This window comes from Alteromonas lipotrueae (assembly GCF_019249215.1).
In the GTDB taxonomy this organism is placed as follows: domain Bacteria; phylum Pseudomonadota; class Gammaproteobacteria; order Enterobacterales; family Alteromonadaceae; genus Alteromonas; species Alteromonas lipotrueae.
Map to the genome: position 1 here is coordinate 116605 of NZ_JAESDI010000007.1, position 19602 is coordinate 136206.

Annotated in this window: 14 protein-coding genes; 7 read left to right on the forward strand and 7 right to left on the reverse strand. The window is 44.9% G+C overall.

Features of this window, described 5'->3' with window-relative positions; translation table 11 throughout:
- The first annotated feature begins 4 nt into the window (after positions 1–4).
- Positions 5–2578 carry a glycoside hydrolase family 3 protein gene (locus tag JKP82_RS09775; RefSeq protein WP_218396813.1) on the forward strand — a complete coding sequence of 858 codons (2574 nt, stop codon included), beginning with the start codon at positions 5–7 and terminating at the stop codon, positions 2576–2578.
- A gap of 171 nt (positions 2579–2749) precedes the next feature.
- Here JKP82_RS09775 and JKP82_RS09780 read toward each other — a convergent pair whose 3' ends face one another.
- From JKP82_RS09780 to JKP82_RS09805, 6 genes are all read right to left on the reverse strand, one after another.
- Positions 2750–3103, reverse strand: coding sequence for a hypothetical protein (locus JKP82_RS09780; RefSeq protein ID WP_159533797.1), 354 nt, complete (start codon positions 3101–3103; stop codon positions 2750–2752).
- A gap of 3 nt (positions 3104–3106) precedes the next feature.
- Positions 3107–4486 carry a sulfite oxidase gene (locus JKP82_RS09785; protein ID WP_218396815.1) on the reverse strand — a complete coding sequence of 460 codons (1380 nt, stop codon included), beginning with the start codon at positions 4484–4486 and terminating at the stop codon, positions 3107–3109.
- A gap of 63 nt (positions 4487–4549) precedes the next feature.
- Entirely contained in the window at positions 4550–5551 is a 1002-nt protein-coding gene (locus JKP82_RS09790; protein WP_218396817.1) for a YeiH family protein, read from the reverse strand.
- Positions 5552–5556: 5 nt separating this feature from the next.
- Entirely contained in the window at positions 5557–6549 is a 993-nt protein-coding gene (locus JKP82_RS09795; protein ID WP_218396819.1) for a TauD/TfdA family dioxygenase, read from the reverse strand.
- A gap of 9 nt (positions 6550–6558) precedes the next feature.
- Positions 6559–7521: an aldo/keto reductase gene (locus JKP82_RS09800; protein ID WP_218396821.1), complete on the reverse strand. Its 963-nt coding sequence runs from the start codon at positions 7519–7521 to the stop codon at positions 6559–6561.
- Positions 7522–7825: 304 nt separating this feature from the next.
- On the reverse strand, positions 7826–8575 hold the full coding sequence (locus tag JKP82_RS09805) for a GntR family transcriptional regulator (RefSeq protein ID WP_159533806.1): 750 nt from the start codon (positions 8573–8575) through the stop codon (positions 7826–7828).
- A 101-nt stretch (positions 8576–8676) separates the two neighbouring features.
- On the opposite strand from JKP82_RS09805, the gene JKP82_RS09810 reads away from it, so the two are divergent.
- From JKP82_RS09810 to JKP82_RS09820, 3 genes are all read left to right on the forward strand, one after another.
- Positions 8677–9438, forward strand: a complete 762-nt coding sequence (locus JKP82_RS09810; protein WP_218396823.1) for a sulfite exporter TauE/SafE family protein — start codon at positions 8677–8679, stop codon at positions 9436–9438.
- A 162-nt stretch (positions 9439–9600) separates the two neighbouring features.
- Positions 9601–11703, forward strand: a complete 2103-nt coding sequence (locus JKP82_RS09815; RefSeq protein WP_218396825.1) for a glycoside hydrolase family 31 protein — start codon at positions 9601–9603, stop codon at positions 11701–11703.
- 16 nt (positions 11704–11719) lie between these two features.
- Complete coding sequence (locus JKP82_RS09820) at positions 11720–13444, forward strand: solute:sodium symporter family transporter (RefSeq protein WP_218396827.1); 1725 nt, start codon at positions 11720–11722, stop codon at positions 13442–13444.
- A gap of 25 nt (positions 13445–13469) precedes the next feature.
- On the opposite strand, the gene JKP82_RS09825 is transcribed toward JKP82_RS09820, so the two are convergent.
- Positions 13470–14414 carry a cation diffusion facilitator family transporter gene (locus tag JKP82_RS09825; protein ID WP_159533814.1) on the reverse strand — a complete coding sequence of 315 codons (945 nt, stop codon included), beginning with the start codon at positions 14412–14414 and terminating at the stop codon, positions 13470–13472.
- Between the two features lie 466 nt (positions 14415–14880).
- Between JKP82_RS09825 and JKP82_RS09830 the strand changes: the two genes are divergently transcribed.
- The 3 genes from JKP82_RS09830 to JKP82_RS09840 all read left to right on the forward strand — a co-directional run bounded on the left by JKP82_RS09830 (position 14881) and on the right by JKP82_RS09840 (position 19481).
- On the forward strand, positions 14881–15390 hold the full coding sequence (locus JKP82_RS09830; protein ID WP_159533816.1) for a hypothetical protein: 510 nt from the start codon (positions 14881–14883) through the stop codon (positions 15388–15390).
- A gap of 63 nt (positions 15391–15453) precedes the next feature.
- On the forward strand, positions 15454–16230 hold the full coding sequence (locus JKP82_RS09835; protein ID WP_218396828.1) for a fimbrial biogenesis chaperone: 777 nt from the start codon (positions 15454–15456) through the stop codon (positions 16228–16230).
- 104 nt (positions 16231–16334) lie between these two features.
- Positions 16335–19481: a carboxypeptidase-like regulatory domain-containing protein gene (locus JKP82_RS09840; RefSeq protein ID WP_218396830.1), complete on the forward strand. Its 3147-nt coding sequence runs from the start codon at positions 16335–16337 to the stop codon at positions 19479–19481.
- Positions 19482–19602: the final 121 nt, after the last annotated feature.

The following is a 19602-nucleotide window of genomic DNA, read 5'->3' on the forward strand; positions in this document are numbered from 1 at the left end:
TGCTATGAAACTAAGTTCATATTCATTAATTGCCGCAGCATTGGTTATGGCAGGTTGTCAGCCAGCGACAGACGAGGCTAGCACGCCGAAAACTGAGCTGACTGAGCAAGCATCACAAAAATCAGTCCCCGACTTTTGGCCTGAAATTACCTTTAGTACAGAAAACAGCGAAGCGGTAGAAGAAAAAGTAAACGCTATTTTAGCCACCATGACCCTTGAGCAAAAAGTGGCGCAAACTATACAGCCTGAAATTCGCGATGTGACTCTAGAAGACATGCGTACCTACGGGTTTGGTTCGTACTTAAATGGCGGTGGTGCATTTCCCAATAATGATAAGCACGCTACACCTCAAGATTGGATTGCCATTGCGGATGCCATGTATCAAGCATCAATAGACGACTCTATTGACGGAAGCACCATTCCTACTATGTGGGGAACCGATGCAGTACATGGTCACAACAATGTCATTGGCGCTACCTTGTTTCCACATAATATTGGTTTGGGTGCGATGAACGACCCTGCCATTATCACTCAAATTGCCGAAGCGACTGCCAAAGAAGTACGTGCAACTGGCATTGATTGGATATTCGCGCCAACTGTTGCGGTAGCCCGTGATGATCGTTGGGGTAGAACTTATGAAAGCTATTCAGAAGACCCTGCCATTGTAGGCGCTTATGCCAAGGCTATTGTATCTGGCATGCAAGGCGATATTGCCAGTGGCAGCATTGACGATAACCATGTTATCTCAACGGTAAAGCACTTTATTGGTGATGGCGGAACACAAGGTGGCGACGATCAAGGTAACAACATTGCCGACGAAGAAACCTTATTTCGCATTCACGCACAAGGCTACGTTGAAGGCTTAAATGCTGGCTCACAGTCGGTAATGGCCTCATTCAACAGCTGGCATGGCAAGAAAATTCACGGCAGCAAATACCTGCTAACCGATGTACTTAAAGACAAGATGGGCTTTGACGGTTTTGTAGTCGGTGATTGGAATGGTCACGGTCAAATTGAAGGCTGTACTAACGAAAGCTGCCCACAAGCTATGAATGCAGGGCTTGATGTCTTTATGGTGCCTACCAGTGCTTGGAAACCTTTGTACGAAAACACCATTGCACAGGTTAAATCAGGCATTATTCCACAGTCTCGTTTAGACGATGCGGTACGCCGCGTATTGCGGGTTAAAGTGCGCATGGGTCTGTTTGAGCAACCCTCTCCGGCTAACCGTGCGTTGTCGGGTAATAGCGAAATTATTGGTGCACAAGCACATCGCGATATTGCTCGTGCAGCGGTTCGAAAGTCGCTAGTGATGCTTAAAAACCAAGATAACTTGCTGCCCCTAGCGCCAAATATGAACGTGGTTGTTGCTGGTGATGCTGCCCATAATATAGGTAAGCAATCAGGCGGCTGGACTATAACGTGGCAAGGCACGGGTAATCAGAACAGCGACTTCCCAGGTGCAACCTCTATTTTTGAGGGTATTGAGCAAGCGGTTAGCGAAGCCGGCGGAACCGCTACGCTATTTGAAGGAACAGCGTTTGAAGCAGGTGTGATTGAAACCGCTTCAAAAGCAAAACCTGATGTGGCGATTATCGTATTTGGTGAAAACCCTTATGCTGAAGGCAATGGCGATATTTCAAATGTTGAATATCAACGTGGCGACAAGTCAGATCTTGCGCTGTTGAAATCTTTCCAAGCCCAAGGTATTCCTGTTGTGTCTGTTTTCATTACCGGCCGTCCACTGTGGGTAAACCCAGAAATTAACGCCAGTGATGCATTTGTAGTAGCCTGGTTACCTGGCTCTGAAGGCCAAGGTGTTGCCGATGTATTATTCACCAAGCAAAACGGTGAAATTAACTATCCTATGCACGGTAAATTGTCATTCTCATGGCCAGCAACGCCGACCCAAATTGTGAATAAAGATGACGGCAATACTGCACAATTTGCTTACGGTTATGGTTTAGCATTCGGCGAGTCTGATCCTATCGAAGCGCCGCTGTCTGAGTCGACTGGCGTTGATGCAAACGCACCGTTACCTGCTCATGATATTTACGTACTTTCTACACAAAAGCCTTGGCAGCTAATGATTAAAGACGCCTCGGGTGATACTACGGTAGCAAGCAATACGGTGGAATCTGAAGGCGCAAGCGTGCGTACCACTGACCGCATGGTGCAAGAAGATAGCCTATCGCTAACGTTTACTGACCAAGCGACTGTAGGCTTCTATTCGCCCTTCCCTGAAGATATGCGTGATTACAGTGAAGATGAATCTGCGCTTGTTCTAGATGTGAAATTAGCAGAAGGCCGAGATAACCTTAGTGTTTCTATTGGTTGTAGTAGCAGTGATTGCGGTGTGTCTTTGCCGTTAAATAGCTTCGCGGCGAATTCAAACGAATGGCAAACGGTTGTTATTCCTTCACGCTGTTTCGTAGAAGCAGGCGCGTCATTTGCTGAGCTTTTCTCACCATTTGCGCTTAACGCTCACACCTCGGCGTCACTATTGGTGTCCAATGTACGTTTGGAAGCGAATGCATCTAGCGATGATGCGGCAGTGTCAGACATTGCGTGCCCATAGTGCATGATTGCAGGGCTAACGGGCTAGTGCTTATCTTGGCCTATCTTGGCTTAAGTTAGCCCTAAGCTAGCCTTAAGTTAGCACTTGCAATATAAATATTAAAAACGGGAGCCTAGGCTCCCGTTTTTTATGTTTGTCATCTAGGTGTTTTAGCTTTTAATTGCGATAAAACTAGTCAGATTCTTTCGGCATTAAATGGGCCGGAATGGGTGCACGGCGACTCTGTGTTTTAGGTCCATACCACGTAGTTAGATAATCTAAAATGACAGGTTCAGCATCACCTAAGGGCCATAGCTTTTGCGTGCTTTGCATCCAGCGTATCGTCTCAAGCCAGCGTTCACGGCTCATTTGATTTTGCGAAATAAGCTTAGCGGAATGACACGCCGTACAATGTGCAGCCACCATGTTATGCCCCGTGGCGTCAATAAGTCCTGTAGCGGGATTGAGCTTATGTTCGTTAGCTCGCGTTGCTAGTGATGTTGTACATAACACCGATAGCATTAGCGCGCTTGTCAGCCTGTTCATTGGCTACACCACCTTCACTGCAACGCGATGACACGCATTGTTTAGGTAGCCTTTGGGGTTCCAACCAGGCAGTACCATTGGCTGAGACCGGCCGTTGGCATCTTCTGCTCGCGCCCAAATTTCGTAATACCCGGCTTGTTTAAAACTTATATCGGCGTTGAAATGTTGCCACGCGTGGCGATTAACGGGTTTCGACAACGCGCTTTGCTGCCAGGTTTGTCCAAAATCAATTGAAGTAAAAACCTTGGCTATCTCGGCTTCGCCGCTCCATGCATGCCCACGCACTGCCAATGCTTTACCTTTGCTGTGCTCGGCACCTGACTTAGGATGGGTAATTAAGGATTTCACCGGCATAGCTTCAATAATGCACATTTCGTCTTCTGGTACGCTAGTCCCCGGGGCAACGGGCTTGCACGGCACGCGATATGCATTACCGCCCATTTTGGCACCATCGTGAACCCTGTCTCTAATAACAATTTTAGACAGCCACTTACCCGATGTGGAAGCAGGCCAACCGCCAAACATTAACCGCATAGGGAAGCCGTTCATAAGCGGTAGCGGTTCGCCATTCATTTCAAAAGCAATTAACGATTCATCTTCTAGCGCTTTGCTAATAGGTACGCCACGAGAGATCGCTGCTTTGCCCGGCGTTCGACTCAAATGTAAGTCTTCACCGTAGTAACCAATGTAGACAGCATCATCTTTGATACCTACTGCGTTAAGTACGTCTTTTAAACGTACTCCCGTCCATGACGGGCAGCCTACCGCGCCGGTAGTCCATTGATTTCCGCTGGCCGCAGGCGAAAATTCAGCTCTACCATTACCACCGCACTCAAGAGTTAATTGATAGGTGTAGTGTTTAAAATTGGCTTTAAGCTCACTTAACGTAAAAGTGCGTGATGTTGCTGCCGACTCCCCTTCAATAGTGAGTGTCCACGCATTTTCATCAAAATCTTTAGGTGTTATTTCAGGTACAATCCCGTTGTTTCGCACAAATAATTTCGACGCTGGCGTAATCTTATCGTCAAGTAAATGCGCGGGTGTTTCGGCGTTAATCGGTCTGTCGTTTAGCACCACTAACCCATCTTTGCCTTCAATGCTAAAAGGCGTTTCTGTTTGTGCTAATGCAGCGGGAATAAGCCCTGCTGGCATAAACCGGCCATAAACAATTTCTGCGCCTAGTAACAATGAGAGGGTTTTAAATCCTGATAGAAAACCACGGCGTGTAAGGCCATCGGTTTTACGCCCAAATACCTGTTCGTCGGCGGCGATAGGATTTTCGGCGTAAAGGGCATGTATACCGGTTTTGTTTACTGAAGGCTGTTGGTCTGATGATTCAGAATGCGTGCTCACACCCTGCTTAGATTTGTTTGAGATAGGCACGCATTGCCTCCTTTACGAGTGCATTTTTGACGAAAAACTAACTTAAAAAAGCTAATTCAAGAACTAGTTCAAAAACAGATAACCTAAAATAAGTAAAGCTATCCACAGGGTTTCCGTCACGATAAGTACTATAGGTAACATGCCCACTTCAGCCAGCTTACCTAAGTTTGATTTCATACCAATGGCAGTGATCGATACCACAAGGAAAAATCGTGATATCTGTGAACCTGAATCGATAACCACTTCAGGTAGGGTAACAAAACTATTTAATAGCATAAGCGCCACAAATCCCACTAAGAACACGGGTAGCTTAGGCATCTCGCCATCTAAATCCTGCACGCTACTGTGCGCACGTTTTACTATCACCATCATGATCATAACAACGGGTAACAACATGGCAACGCGGACTAATTTAGTTAACGTAGCCATATCGCCCGCGTCTTCAGACACCGAATAACCGGCGCCTACTACTTGCGCCACATCGTGAATCGTGCCACCTAGAAAAATACCCGCTTCGGTATCGTTCATACCCAATTGCCCAGCGATAATAGGGTAAACAATCATGGCAATAGTAGACATGGCCGTTACGCCAATCACCGTAAGCAAGGTATCTCGCTCGTGGTTTTTCCCAGCAGGCAGAATAGTAGAAATCGCTAATGCCGCAGATGCACCGCAAATAGCTACCGAGCCACCGGTGAGTGCACCGAAGCGCTTTTGCATACCTACACTTTTTGCCATTACCACACCCAACACTATGGTTGAGAAAATCGCAAAGGCTAGCATGGCTGCGGTTTGCCAGCCAAGAACGACTAAGTCGCCCAAAGCAATACGCAACCCCAGCAACACCACGCCTGCACGCAATAGCGTACTGGCAGTAAAATCAATGCCGCACTTGCACACCCCATCGGCCTGATACAAAAATGAGATTGCCATACCCAGTAGCAGCGCGAACAACATGGCGGGCGCGCCATAATGCTCACTTAAAAAAAGCGCTGCCATACCGGTTATTGTAGCAATACCAAAACCAGGCCAAATCGATTTACACTTTGCGGCAAACTCGGTCATAACAATTAACGCTCAGCGGCCACAAGTGCCACTAACACTTGGCGCTTTCTTTCACCAGAGAAGGGGCGGCGGCCATGCATAGCACGATAGTTATCAACCAAGGCAACATCCCCATCTTGCCATTCAAGGTCGAAAGTAAACTGCTGCGATAGTTCAGCAATTCGCTCTAACCCTTCTTTGGGAATAGCAGAGCCATCGCCAAAGGTGATGGCTGAAGATGGATTTTCACGCACACCTTTCCACCCCATGTAAGCCGCGATTAATTGGTTATAAAATGAATGTGAACCATCGCCTAAATCAATAACCGCGGGTAACTCAGGAGTAACGGCGCGTAAGCTACCATCTTCCAACCATTCCCAGCTGTAGCCGAGCTCTTTTAATTTGGCTTCGCCTTCTGCTGTACTTTCTACACTTAACGTGCTTTTCCAGCTGCGGCCTTGACCAGAATTAGCATCATCGGCAGCAGGCATGGTGGTAGTGTACTTCAAGCCTTTTTCAGCAAAATCGCTAGCAAGCGTTGGGTTTTCAGCCTTTAATGCTTCAAACAATTTATCTGAACGGCATAAGGGTGTCGCACCACCCTCGTCGGCTGCTGACTGGCAGTAAAAGAATACTTTGCTAGGTGAAATTGGCGTTTGTGCCATTTCGTGATGTAAGAAAATTTCTACATCTTTAGGCGCTTCGTTTGCAGTAAAAACCCGTTCTGTGAAATTAATGCGAACTGCATTAGATAGCGACTCTTTGTAGGTGAAGTTTGCATAACCAAAACCGGCTGAAAAAATATCAAAGGTTTCCGCAGAGTTTAAAGGAAACCCTCTAAACAACAACGCCCCCGATATGGCGAGTTGTGCTTCTAGCTCAGCCTGATTTTGTTGAATAAACATCACCGTTTCTTCAACGGTTTTACAGCCATCGTTATTCACCACAATTTGCGGGAAGACTTGACCGTTATAGCGGTGTTGGGTTGGCACATTGGCATATTCGATTGCGTTGCTCATAGTACTCTCCTAGTCGTAAATAGGGTGGAAACGATTAAAGGCTGCTTCACAGAAGTGCCCCGGATCGTTAAAACGTCGATTCATGTTAAGCGCACAAATAGCCTGCATTTCTTCGTCGGTAAGTTCAAAATCAAACAACGCTAAGTTCTCACGCATTCTTTCAGGCTTCGACGTTTTAGGGATAATGGCATTGCCACGTTGTACGCCCCAGCGAAGTACCACTTGTGCAGGTGTTCTTCCATGAGCCGTAGCTGCTTTTTTCACGACGTCTTGCTCTAGTACCGACTCCGTTTTATCCGCCATTTCTAGCTCAAGATAAGACAGTGCACCAAGTGGCGAGAACGCAGTAACGTTCATGTCGTAGTCTTTCGCTAAACGAATCAATCGTTCTTGTGTTAGGTAAGGGTGTGACTCAATTTGCAACATGGCAGGCTTGATACGGGCATAGCTCATTAGGTCGTGAAGTAGCCCAGTATTGTAATTACACACACCAATACGGCTTACTTTCTTGCTATCTACCAAACCTTCCATGGCTTCCCATGTTTTATAAAGTGGAACAGGCGCCAACTCCATTGTTGGGTTGTCTTGCGTGGTATCGTAAAACCACTCAGGTGGATAGCGGGTTTCTATCGGCACAAATTTTTGCGCTATAGGGAAATGAATCAGATACAAATCGAGATAGTCGAGTTGTAAATCGCTCAATGTTTTTTCAAGTGCTAGCAGCACATGCTCTGGCGCGTGAAAGGTATTCCACAGTTTAGACGTGATCCAAAGCTCTTCACGGGTACAAAGGCCATCGTTAATAGCACGCTGAATACCTTCGCCCACTTCTTTCTCGTTGCCATAATCAGAAGCGCAGTCTAAGTGACGATAGCCCGCTTTAATCGCTTCGTACGCAGTATCAGCACAGATAGCCGTATCGACTTTCCAGAAGCCAAACCCGACTTCAGGGATTTTTTCCAACGCGTTCATATCTTTAATCCTGTTTAATAGAAAAGACTTTAGTCTTGTATAAGACATAAGTTATTATAGGAGGAATGCCATGTCAACAAAGTGTTAACAAAATTAATGAGGCACTTACTTTTTGATACTCTCGACGTTATCTTTTTGCTTATTGCGAAGTGACGTTATCGAATAACGATGTGCCCAAGCCCTAGCGTTAAAGGGCTAGTATTAAAGAGTAGAGCTTTGGCGGGAACAGCGTTAACAAGAGCATAGCGATTTCACACTGCCATGCGTTAAGCGAGTATAGGGGTGGCTAGGCCTGCGGCCTGCTTTAATCAAGTTCTACTTGGTAATGATAATGATCGCTTCTACATTTGCTTTCACGATATTCAATCAGTTTGCCGTCTATAGATTCTGTCACCCGTGTTACCAGTAACAGCGGCTCGCCGGCCTTTATTTGTAGAAGCTTGGCATCGTTATCTGACGCGAGTACTGCTTTAATACCGTCTCGGGTTTTAAACACGGTTTGATTAAAGTCGGTTTGATAGAAATGGTACAAAGTATGAGGAATATCTTTGCGTTCGTGCATGCCGGCAAAATATTTAGCAGGTAGGAAAATCGTTTCCAACATACAAAATTCGTTATCTAAAATGCGTCGACGTTCAAGTTTTGTCACTCGCTCTTTGCCCGATAGCTTTAACGCGGCTTGTACGCTTTTATCTGGGGATATTAATTCCATGCCAAGCAACTCGGCTTTAGGTAGGTCTGCACCCTTGCCATCAGCTTGCAGCGGGAAAAATCGAAACAGGGCATCTTGTGCAGTATGCTCGGAAACGAAAGTACCTACACCTTGACGGCGTGTTACAATTTTAGTGTCGGTAAGCAAGGTTAACGCTTTACGAACCGTGCCTTGGCTAACATTAAATTCATCAGCCAGTCGAAACTCGCTTGGCAACATTTCACCAGGCTGCCACCGACGTTCCACAATGAGCTGCTTGATATACTCGGCAACTTGCTGATAGAGCGGTTGGAACGCAAGACTGGGACCACTTAATTTGTGGTCGAACTGAGATGAAGACATGAAACCCTAACCTAATGCTTAATTTTTGTTGTTATATCATACACAAGAGTTATAGCGCATTTTTGATGTAAATCACATACAACTACAGGTGTAGATGCAAAATGTTACTTGAAACCCTAGTACCTATGTTCATTCTATTGGGCTTTGCTACTGTACTGCAAACCTTAAGCGGGTTTGGCTTTGGGTTGATGGTGGTATCTAGTTTCACCTTGTTTAATTTACTTCCCCTTACGGCGACCACTTTTTTAATTAGCGTTTTAGGGTTAGTTAATTCAACCAGTATTGTCTTGAAGAATGTTCACCTTATCCACCGCAAAGCCTTCACGCTTGTGTTGATTGGCGGCATACCTTTTATCGCAGTAGGCTATGCTCTGCTTGAATATCTGTCCGCTGGATTGTCGGTTTGGTTAAATATTCTGCTTGGGCTGGCAATATTAACCTGCTGTTTGCTACTTATTGTGAAAAGAAGCCAATCTGCCGCCTCAGGCAAAGGCTGGGGATTTTTGGTGTCTGGTGCATTGGGCGGCATATTAGGTGGGCTGTTTTCTACTTTTGGTCCACCCGTTGTATTTCAGTGTTATCGCCAAAATTGGTCTGTGCACGAAGTGCGATACACCCTGCTTGCAATCTTCAGTGTTACCGCGCTTATCCGTTTAGCCATGGTGCCGTTTGGTACACTGCCCGATCATACTACGGTTATATCTACCCTCTTTGCTATCCCCTTGATATTGGTATTTACACGCCTTGGTAGGCTGCTAGCTGCGCGGATTGAGCCTAGCGTGGTAAGATTACTGGCCATTAGTGCATTAGCGCTTAGTGGGCTAACCTTGATTCTTCAAAACGTGCCCCACGTATTCAGCTAAGTACTGGTTGGGAAGCCGCTACTGATAGTAATAACGCCATTCACCGCTTCTCATATAACGCCCACTTGTAATAATTTGCACTGAAAACTGTAATTGCTCGTTGACAGCCAAGTTACATTTCATTAACTTATGTCTTATATAAGACATTAAGAGTGAAGTGATATGAGCAATGCATTTTCGGTAACCGAACCTGACTGGAACAGCATAAAAGCGGCGGATATTACCGCTAGCCCTTATCTAGTAGACGATCACCACCTAGCGGTGCCTACCCAATATGGTAGTTTACTATTTTCTATCAGCCAATTCGGCTTACGTATTCAGTCGTGCGGTGAAAATGCGACCCTAGTTGATGGCTTTGACTATGGCATGCTGGTTGCCACACCGGATGCTCAGCAACTCGTGTTTTCTGGAGACGATAAGCACTGCACCATTAATGCCGGTGAATATCGTTTAGCGCTTTTTTCTGCTCCGCTTCATTTCAAACTTTATCGAAACGATAAGGTAGTACAAGAATCGGCTACCGACGGTCACTTTGTTCGCCAACATCGCCTACCGCCTTTCGCGAAAACCGATGCGGGCTGGATGGTTTGCTTAGAACTTGGCGACGATGAATCCATATACGGCTTAGGTGAAAAATGGGGCAAGCTAGATAAACGCGGCCAGTTGGTTCGTTCATATAATCATGATGCACTTGGCGTAAACACTGAAAAGTCTTATAAAAATACCCCTTACGCATGGAGCTCTGAAGGCTGGAACCTTTTTGTTCACACGCCAACGTCTGTGACTCATGGTGTGGGCTATGCGCCATGGTCGCAGCGCGCGTACGTTTGCGTGGTCGAAGACACCTTGCTAGATATGTTCTTGTATCATTGTGATAGCCCAGCGCAAAGTATTCATACTTACAGCAGCCTCACAGGGTTCGCCCCTGTTCCACCAAAGTGGAGCCTAGGGGTTATTCTTTCTAAGGCCTACTACAAAGATTCAGAAGAGCTATTAGCCGTGGCCCGCGAAGTGCGTGAAAAGAACATGCCTTGCGATGTCATTACCCTAGATGGCCGCGCGTGGCAAGATACCGATACGCGTTTTGCATTTGAATGGGACCCAACTCGCTATGCCGATCCTAAGCCGGTTATTGATGAACTAAAAGCAATGGACTTTAAGATTTGCGTATGGGAATACCCCATGATTTCAGTGAAAAACCCACTGTATGCAAAGGCCGCAGAAAAAGGCTGGTTAATTAAAGACAAACGCACAGGTGAAGCTTATCGCTACGAATGGGATTTAAGCCCCTTCGGTGAAGTACTTACCCCACTACCCGATTCAGGTATTTTAGATTTTACCCACCCAGATGCGTACGAATTTTGGAAAGAATCACACAAGCCCTTGTTCGAATTGGGTGTTGATATGATTAAAGCCGACTTTGGTGAGCAGTTAGAAGATGACAACATGCTCTCTTACAGCGGCGATTCTGGCGACCGACTGCATAACGTATACAGCATGCTGTATAACCGCTGTGTTTACGAGGCGGCTGAGAAATACTGTAAAACCGGACCATTTTTGTTCAGTCGTTCAGCATGGACAGGCAGCCAGCGTTTTCCTGCCCAGTGGGGCGGCGATCCTCAAGCCGACTGGCATGGACTAGCCGCTAGTATTCGCGGTAGCTTATCGTGGGGCATGTCAGGTGGTCCCTTCTTTGCCACCGACATCGGCGGTTTCTATAAAGATACTCGTGACGCTGAATTATACGTTCGTTGGGCACAGGCATCTGTATTCTCTGCCCATATGCGCCTGCATGGTATTGGCCCTCGCGAACCTTGGTCATATGGCGAAGCAGCGTCTGATGCTGTTTTTAGTGCGTTAAAACTTCGTTATCGCTTACTGCCCTATTTAGAAAAAGCCACACAACAAGCCAGTGAAACCGGCTTGCCTGTACAGCGTTCTATGGCGCTTGCGTTCCCTAACGACCCACTTGCCCGTCAGTTTGAACAACAATTCATGTGCGGTGAAAGTTTGTTAGTGGTGCCTTGTATTGTGCCTGGTGGAAAAGTGAAGTTCTATTTACCAGAAGGTGATTGGGTTCGTTTTAATGCCGATAGCACTTCACCAATAGACGAAGACACCTACCAAGGCGGCAAGTACTACGAGCAAATTTTAAGTTTAAATGAGCTAGCGGTATTTGTTCGCAAAGGTGAACAAGTGATTCTAGGCCCTGAGGTAGAGCATACCGAAATGGATATGTCTGCTACCACTATGTGGCCGCAGTAGTCGTCGGAGTATTAGCATGAATGTGACGCTTACCTTACTGACCTGTATGGCCTTTATGGCCGTGGTCGCCATTATTTCGTACATAAAAACGAAAGGCGAAGTGAATACACAAGACGGCTATTTTTTAGCCGGTAGGGGGTTAACCGGCACCTTCATTGCAGGCTCGATGATCCTGACCAACCTGTCGGCAGAGCAGCTTATTGGGCTTAACGGCTCTGCTTTCGGGTACAATTTAAGCGCGATGGCATGGGAGGTTACCGCAGGTATATCCACCATTATTATGGCGCTGATATTCTTGCCCCGATACTTAGCGGGCGCTTTCTCCACCCTACCTGAGTTTTTACGTGACCGTTTTGACGATAACGTAAGAAGAATGACCGTGGTGTTATTTATGGTGGGTTACACCTTAATTACTATTCCTTCTGTGCTCTATTCAGGCTCTATTGCCGTTCTTCGGTTGTTTGATGTGCCTGGGTTATTGAATTTAAGTTATGAAGCCAGTCTTATTGTCACCATTATAATGGTAGGCAGTATCGGTGCCTTGTACGCCATATTTGGTGGCTTAAAAGCGGTGGCAGTGTCAGATACCATTAACGGTGTAGGCCTTCTTATTGTTGGGTTATTGGTGCCAATTTTAGGCTTAATTGCATTGGGTGATGGCAGCTTCGCGGCCGGCCTAACCACTATTGCGACAACCGAAACTGAAAAGCTTAACGCCATAGGCGGGGCGGATGATCCCGTGCCCTTTGGGACTATTTTTACCGGTATGATATTGGCGAATCTGTTTTACTGGGGTACCAACCAATATGTGATTCAACGCACACTTGGTGCTAAGAACTTAATTGAAGGGCAAAAGGGCGTGTTGTTTTCCGGCTACTTTAAAGTTCTCGTACCCTTTATGATGATGTTACCTGGGGTGATTGCTTATCACTTGTACCAAAACGAAAATCTTCAAACCATCGACCTCGCTTACCCTCACTTAGTGAAAGAAGTACTACCACAATACTTGTCTGGTTTTTTCTTAGCCGTGTTGTTAGGTGCCGTATTTAGTTCATTTAACTCACTATTAAATAGTGCCGCCACACTGTTTTGTCTAGACGTGTATAAGCCGTTTAAGAAAGATAACGTCACTGATTCTCAGCTTATCCGCGTAGCCAAAATTACCAGCTTAGTGATTGCGGTGATGTCTTTCGTTACTGCGCCTTTACTAATGCTGGCACCAGAAGGGTTATGGCAGATTATTCGTATCTTCACAGGCTTTTATAATATTCCGGTTATTACTATCGTATTAGTCGGTTTATTTACCAAAAACGTGCCCGCTCTTGCGGCAAAAGTCGCTATTATTTTTCATGTTATTGCTTACGGGTTACTGAAGTTTGTATGGCAAGTTGAGATTAATTTCATCCATATCTATGCCATTTTGTTTGCTATCGAGCTAGGTATTATGTTGGCAATTGGCCATTTCTACCCTATGGCAAAACCATGGCGTTTTGTGCCTAAAGCGGAAGTGGATATGACACCGTGGCGCTACGCTATACCTTGCGCAATTGTATTGGTTGGCTTAATTGTAACTTTGTACCTGATGTTCTCACCTGTGGGTTTTGTGGGCGGTATCAGTAACGCCTTTATCCCTTCATTGATTGGTCTTTGGAGCACATGCTTCGTAGCCATCGGTATAAGCCTTAAATGGTGGCGTACCAGATATGAATTAGGGTTAAAGCGCTTAGCGCATCAATCATAAAATCAGGCGGCCTTGGCCGCCTTTTTTATTTAAGATGAACATGTTCATGATGGTGTGGATGAACGTGCAAATTGTCAGTGTCATCGCGACAAGGCTCACCAGGCAATTCAAATTCAATGGTGGTATGTGCCAAATTAAACGGGGCTAATCGATGTGACACCTCTTGCTTTAGAGACAGAATTTTTGGGTTATCGATACTGCAATTAATCACCACATGCGCCGTTAGCACATGCTGCTCGCCATCAAGAGACCAAAAGTGAACATGATGCAATTCTTCAACATGTTCTATGCTTAGCAATACGTCAGAAATAGCCTGCTTTTGGTTATCATCTGGCGACCCCTGCAAAAACAACTTCATGGTTTGCACCACATATCTCAGCACGTTGAATAAGATAAATAGGGTAAATAGAATAGATAGGATTGGGTCGAGAATAGGCCATTCTACAAAATGTAAAACGATAGCCACAACAAGTACAGCCACCCACCCCATAGTGTCTTCGATAAGGTGCCAATTAAGCACCTTCTCATTCATTGAATGGCCTCCACTTAGTTTATAGGCAGCAAATCCATTTACGACAATGCCCATTATCGCTAGGCCAATCATACCCTCTGTCATCGGCATTTCTGGGTTTGCTAGGCGAGGGATAGCCTCAGATAATATCCACACCGAACCTGCGACAAGAATGAGTCCATTAATCATGGCGCCCAGTAGGCTCAATCGCTTGAACCCATAAGAATATTTGTCGGTGGCCGCTTTATGACCAAGCTTACTTAAGTACCACGCAAGGCCAATAGATAGAGTATCGCCCAAATCGTGAACCGCATCAGCCATAATAGCGACACTATTGGTAAGCCAACCGCCGATAAATTCAATAATGGTGAAGCAGAAGTTTAACCAGAATGCCCAACCTATGCGGCCACTGTCGGTTTCTGCGTGACTATGTTCATGATCGTGAGAATGATGGTGCATGATCTGTCGCTCCTTAAATAGCATGCCCACTTCATACTGAAATTATAAACCGCTTCCTTGAAAACACGATGCTTGTAAAAAAACATGCGGTTCAAAATCAGTTCAATGGCGCAATAAAATGATAAAAACGCTCTTCTAGCCTACATAAAAAAATATTTCTTATAAAAAAAGTTGAAAATTTAAAAAATTATGCCTGTATACAAAAGTATAACTTTAAAAAGTGAATTAAAAAAAACTTAACTATAATCAACACCTTGAATACTTGTTTTTTTTCTTCTCTAGAATAGTTATTAAATTCAATAAGTAAGCATAAGGTTTAACGTCTTTTAAAAGCGTAAATACTGTGGTTATATATTTTCGCTGTCAATTGAGTTCGAATAATAACTTCCAAGCAACTCACTGATTTTAGAACAATTGTAAAATAATTCGTTAGACAGCCCCGACTAAAGGTATGAGAGGAAATAAAATGAAAAAAAGAATAATGACAATAGCGCTACTTTCTACTATTTCTGCGTCAACATTAGCAGCAAGTGAAACATTTCAGGCGAATGTAGACGCAATGTCCGATGCCACTATTGCAGAGACGGCTACGCTTCACTTCGGTGCAATGCAACCGACTGTAGGTTCTGTGTGTACTATGGATAATGCGGGCACAGTATCAGGCGATTGCGATGTTTCTAATGCAAACATTGCTATTGGTCTAATTACCGTTTCAGGCTTAGCTTCAAATGTTCCTGTGAATGTAACAGTGACAGGTGCATCTGGCACCAATGTTACTTTTGAAGCTAACTACGATATCAACGCCGCTGCGGCAACACACGATAATATCGCAGATGGCACTTTGACTGCGGTTACTACAGACGCATCAGGTACTGATCTTACTATCGATGTATATGGTGATATGACGGTTGATTCGGCGTTAACGCCAGGTGACTCTTATACTGCAAACTACATAGTTGACGTTACGTTCCAGTAATCGTTTTGAGGCGAGCGAACTGCGTTCGCCTATTCTTTTCTATATTCGAAATCAAAAGTAAATATGATACTGATACGGCTGTTAACACCTATTCGCCTTTCTACTTTTCTTATTATCTCTGTTGCTCTATTTGTTTCCAATGTCGCTAATGCAGATGTTTCGCTATCTAAATTTCGCATTTATTTTGACTCAAAATCCCGTTCAGACTCTATCCAGATTCGTAACACAAGCTCAACGCAAATGTCTTACCGAGCAGAGCTATCTATTAATGCGATGACTGAAGAGGGATTAGTCTACGCCGTAACAGAAGACCCACTCACTGTATCATCCTTTATTAGGTACTCTCCAAAACGCGGCAATATTCTACCCGGAGAACGTCAAGCACTACGCTTCGCTTTGCGAAAGCCAGCTGGACTTGCAGATGGTGAGTACCGCGCTAACCTTCGCTTAATAACAGAAATAGCACCTAGTACGAACGGGAATGTAAACCTTGCCAGCAAACTTGCATACAACATTCCGATTATAGTGCGTCATGGACGCATTACTGCTGAGGCTTCAATGGTGAATCCATCCACCATTATTTATAACGGGAAACCACACGTACAAGTGTGGCTTAAACGTTCGGGCAACCGTTCGTTATTTGGAAACTTCATCATAGAAGATGCTAAAGGCGAAGAAATCGGTGTACTGAACAACGTAGCTGTGTATCGCCCTCTTGAACGTCGAAAAGTGCTAATTCCCCTGCAGAACGTAAAAAAAGGGCCTGTTGTTATTCGGTTTACTGAAATTGATAAATTCGGTGGTGATATAGCGCTATCTATTGATCACGTCATAAAATAGCAGCCCGCTAACGTGTCATGAGGATACTATCCTTCATCTTCTTGTGTCTTACGGTATTCGTCTCATGGGCGGAACCCTGCCCTCCCATTTCTTCCACGAGTCGGGTGGCATTAGACGAAGACCAGTTATTGATCAGTGTGTTACGCGTTAACGGCCGCCCCCTTTGGGACGGCTTTGACGTTTACCCTGTAGGTGAACGATACCTCGTTCCCGCATCACTGTTCGCCGACGCGCTTTCCCTAGATTGGGAAGTATCAATGGCTCAGGGGTCGATTCAGTCAGAGGGTAGTGAAGATTTCTGCAGCTTCAACCATACATTTAATCAAACCTTGCCCATTCTAAGTAATACAAGGCCTGATGCATTTCTTTGGGCAGCCGATGAATTCGATATTTATATCGATACACGCATGATTGCTGCATTATTGCAGATTGAACAAAAATTTAATTATACATTGCTTCAACTCAACCTCACTGGCCGTCTTCCCTTAAATTCATCTACAAACGCAAGCGCTGATAATCCGCCTCTACACTTTACGCCTAGCGTAGTACCTGCAAGTAAAGTTGTTGAAGATCAATATCAACTTTTCACTTCGCCACTGGTTACATACCGTTTATCTAAGCAGGATAGCGCGAGCAGCGATAATCGCTTTTCCGCCAATATAAATGCAGGATTCGATTTTTTATATCATTCAGCCAACCTTCGTGTAAGCAGAGTTGATGACACGAGTATTCATTACCTTCGGTTTGGCAAAACCTTAAACGAAAACTACCAAAACACTGACAACGCCTTAAATAGTTTTGCCTATGAATTTGGCGATATACAGCTGCAAAGGGATGAACTTGTTACACGCTCTGGACAGTCACTCGGCTTGATTGTACACAATGGCGACACGCGGCAACGGCGCAGTTTTTCAAGCACTAGCATTGAAGAGTTCGTATTACCTGGCTGGCGAATACAGCTCTTCAGAAATGGGCAATTTATCGATGAGCAATTCAGTAACGAGGAGAATAAGGTACTTTTCGAAGATATTGAAACGTTCTACGGGGCAAACTTATTTGAGTTAAAGTTATATGGACCTGAAGGCCAGCAAGAGGTTCGAACTAAAACCGTCAATGTTGGTAATAACCAGCTAAGGCAGGGAAAATTCGACTTCTTATTTGGGCTTACCGACAATCAATTTCGCTTACTTGATGGTCAAGTATCTACAACAGGGGTAGGAAAAGCCACTGTCGCAAGGCTCGGCTACGGTCTTACCGATAGCGCTACCTTATCTGCTAGCGTTCAACGCCTTTGGCTGGAAGATGGAATTGCCTCGTATGTCACTGCGGGTATTAACACCCAGCTTTTCGGATCGGCGCTTAAATTTGAGGTATCAGATCAGAATACTGGTGGTTACGGTATGTTTTTAGGCTGGAACGGCAGGTTCAGCAATAGCCTCAATTTGAACTTTTCTACTCGCTACTTCAACAATTTTTATAGTGATGCATACTCACAAGATGATGATATTAAGTATATTTCCTCGTTGCGTTTGAACGGCAAAACTGAGTGGCTTGGACGTTTTGGTTGGAACACCAGTATGACCCACCGAGCCTATGAATTCGATGATCCCCAAAGTGCGCTAAACGTAAATTTAAATGACAACTTTCTGGGGGGCACATTTGCTTCAGGGTTCAGCGTGTCTAACAACAGTAGTGCTGCGGTCACTGGTCGATTGTATTACGCCAAAGACGTTAATGGATGGAATCTTTCCAGTGCTTGGAACTTTATTCCCTCTGATCGCTTTTCAACTGACAACTTCTATGTGTCGATGCGATGGCCGCAAACACTCTCCCAATATCGCGAAACTCGCTTACGTTATAGAGGCGATACTGACAATGCTTTGGAAATTAGACACCAACACAACTGGCGTTTTGAGTCGTTGAATATTGGGTTGGCAGCCAGCGTAATGGAGGGCGGAGATTGGTCAGTAAACCTTTCTTTAACGGGCAATACCAATGTTAACCCGTATACGCAAAGTTTGAATTTTGAACGTTCAGCGGGTGCCACTGCTGGGCGTATAGATGCGTTTGCCTACTTAGACGATAATCGAAATTTACGCCAAGACACCAATGAAGCTCCCATAGAAGGAGTCATGTTTGCCGGAAGTTCACTGTGGCGTGATAAAAGTACCGACGCCAATGGAATGGTCAGGCTCAATACTGGGGCTAGAACACAAAATCTCATCTTAAAATCTGATTCGCTGCCTGACCCATATATGTTGCCAGCCGCTGGAAAAGTTCAAGTATTAACCCACCCAGGCGGAGTTAATACAGCACAATTCCCAGTACATACCTTTAATGATGTTGAAGGAACCATTTACGTAGTAGGTGATTCTTCAAGCCGTGGTGCGGCTTATGTTGATATAGCGATTATCGACAATACTGAACAAATAGTCGTTAAAACGCGAACGGAGAGCGATGGCTATTTTTATGTTAACGCTATCCCCCCTGGTGATTATCACATTGAAATAGATAATGATTATCTCATTCAGCAAGGTTTAACTATTCAATCAGATGCCCTTTCATTTACAGCACCTGCAAAAGGTGATTCCGTTTTCGTAGATGATATTTTGCTTGCGCGAGAAACGGCATTACCGAACGAAAACCTTGCATACCATTCTGCAACCGTTCAGCCGGTTTCGAGCCCCGACACCACCGGCAAATATGAAATTCAAATTGGTATATTCAGGCATTCTCGTTCTATTTTTGAAGTGATGAAACATTTGCCCATCGCACCTGAGTCAATCCAATTTCATCGCAATCATAGTGCGGGATTAACCTATGTGACAGTTGGAAGGTTTGACCTATTTAGCGAAGCAAAAATGATATTACAAAAACTCAATCAACACCCAACTTTTAGTCACGCTTTCATAAGTCCATCAGCACGATTCACAGGAGCGCATTGGCGATTAGAATTTATATTAGAGGATGTACAAGAACTTATTCAAAACTCACTTCATCGATTAGAATCGAGTTCCGCCGAACGCCTTTGTCAGCTTGCCGCTTATCAAGCACTTAGCTCAATTAATCCAACGATTTTTATCCAACATCCTGAACTGATGCTATTGCCTAATAACAATGCGTCTCCTTCGTTTTACCGCCTTGTCGCTCCCGCTGCTTCTACTTCAGTTTGTCATGACCATTATTACGGTGCCGAATACCGTAGCGGCCCGTATTCGGTCACTCGAGAAAGCTTGCTAACAAAACAATAGAAGCTTTTGTCGAAGCCGCTTCCCTACACGTATTGCCCATTTTATTAGAAAGATAAGAACTCACCTCAACGCCTAACGTTTCATGAAATACCATAAACACTTTTACACGCTGGCATAGCTG

Bases quoted from the DNA above. Each gene is read 5' to 3' on its own strand.
- JKP82_RS09825 (WP_159533814.1), bottom strand. From the start codon at position 14,414: ATGCACCATCATTCTCACGATCATGAACATAGTCACGCAGAAACCGAC.
- JKP82_RS09815 (WP_218396825.1), top strand. From the start codon at position 9,601: ATGAGCAATGCATTTTCGGTAACCGAACCTGACTGGAACAGCATAAAA.
- JKP82_RS09835 (WP_218396828.1), top strand. From the start codon at position 15,454: ATGATACTGATACGGCTGTTAACACCTATTCGCCTTTCTACTTTTCTT.
- JKP82_RS09800 (WP_218396821.1), bottom strand. From the start codon at position 7,521: ATGAACGCGTTGGAAAAAATCCCTGAAGTCGGGTTTGGCTTCTGGAAA.
- JKP82_RS09780 (WP_159533797.1), bottom strand. From the start codon at position 3,103: ATGAACAGGCTGACAAGCGCGCTAATGCTATCGGTGTTATGTACAACA.
- JKP82_RS09795 (WP_218396819.1), bottom strand. From the start codon at position 6,549: ATGAGCAACGCAATCGAATATGCCAATGTGCCAACCCAACACCGCTAT.
- JKP82_RS09790 (WP_218396817.1), bottom strand. From the start codon at position 5,551: ATGACCGAGTTTGCCGCAAAGTGTAAATCGATTTGGCCTGGTTTTGGT.
- JKP82_RS09775 (WP_218396813.1), top strand. From the start codon at position 5: ATGAAACTAAGTTCATATTCATTAATTGCCGCAGCATTGGTTATGGCA.
- JKP82_RS09820 (WP_218396827.1), top strand. From the start codon at position 11,720: ATGAATGTGACGCTTACCTTACTGACCTGTATGGCCTTTATGGCCGTG.
- JKP82_RS09810 (WP_218396823.1), top strand. From the start codon at position 8,677: ATGTTACTTGAAACCCTAGTACCTATGTTCATTCTATTGGGCTTTGCT.
- JKP82_RS09805 (WP_159533806.1), bottom strand. From the start codon at position 8,575: ATGTCTTCATCTCAGTTCGACCACAAATTAAGTGGTCCCAGTCTTGCG.
- JKP82_RS09830 (WP_159533816.1), top strand. From the start codon at position 14,881: ATGAAAAAAAGAATAATGACAATAGCGCTACTTTCTACTATTTCTGCG.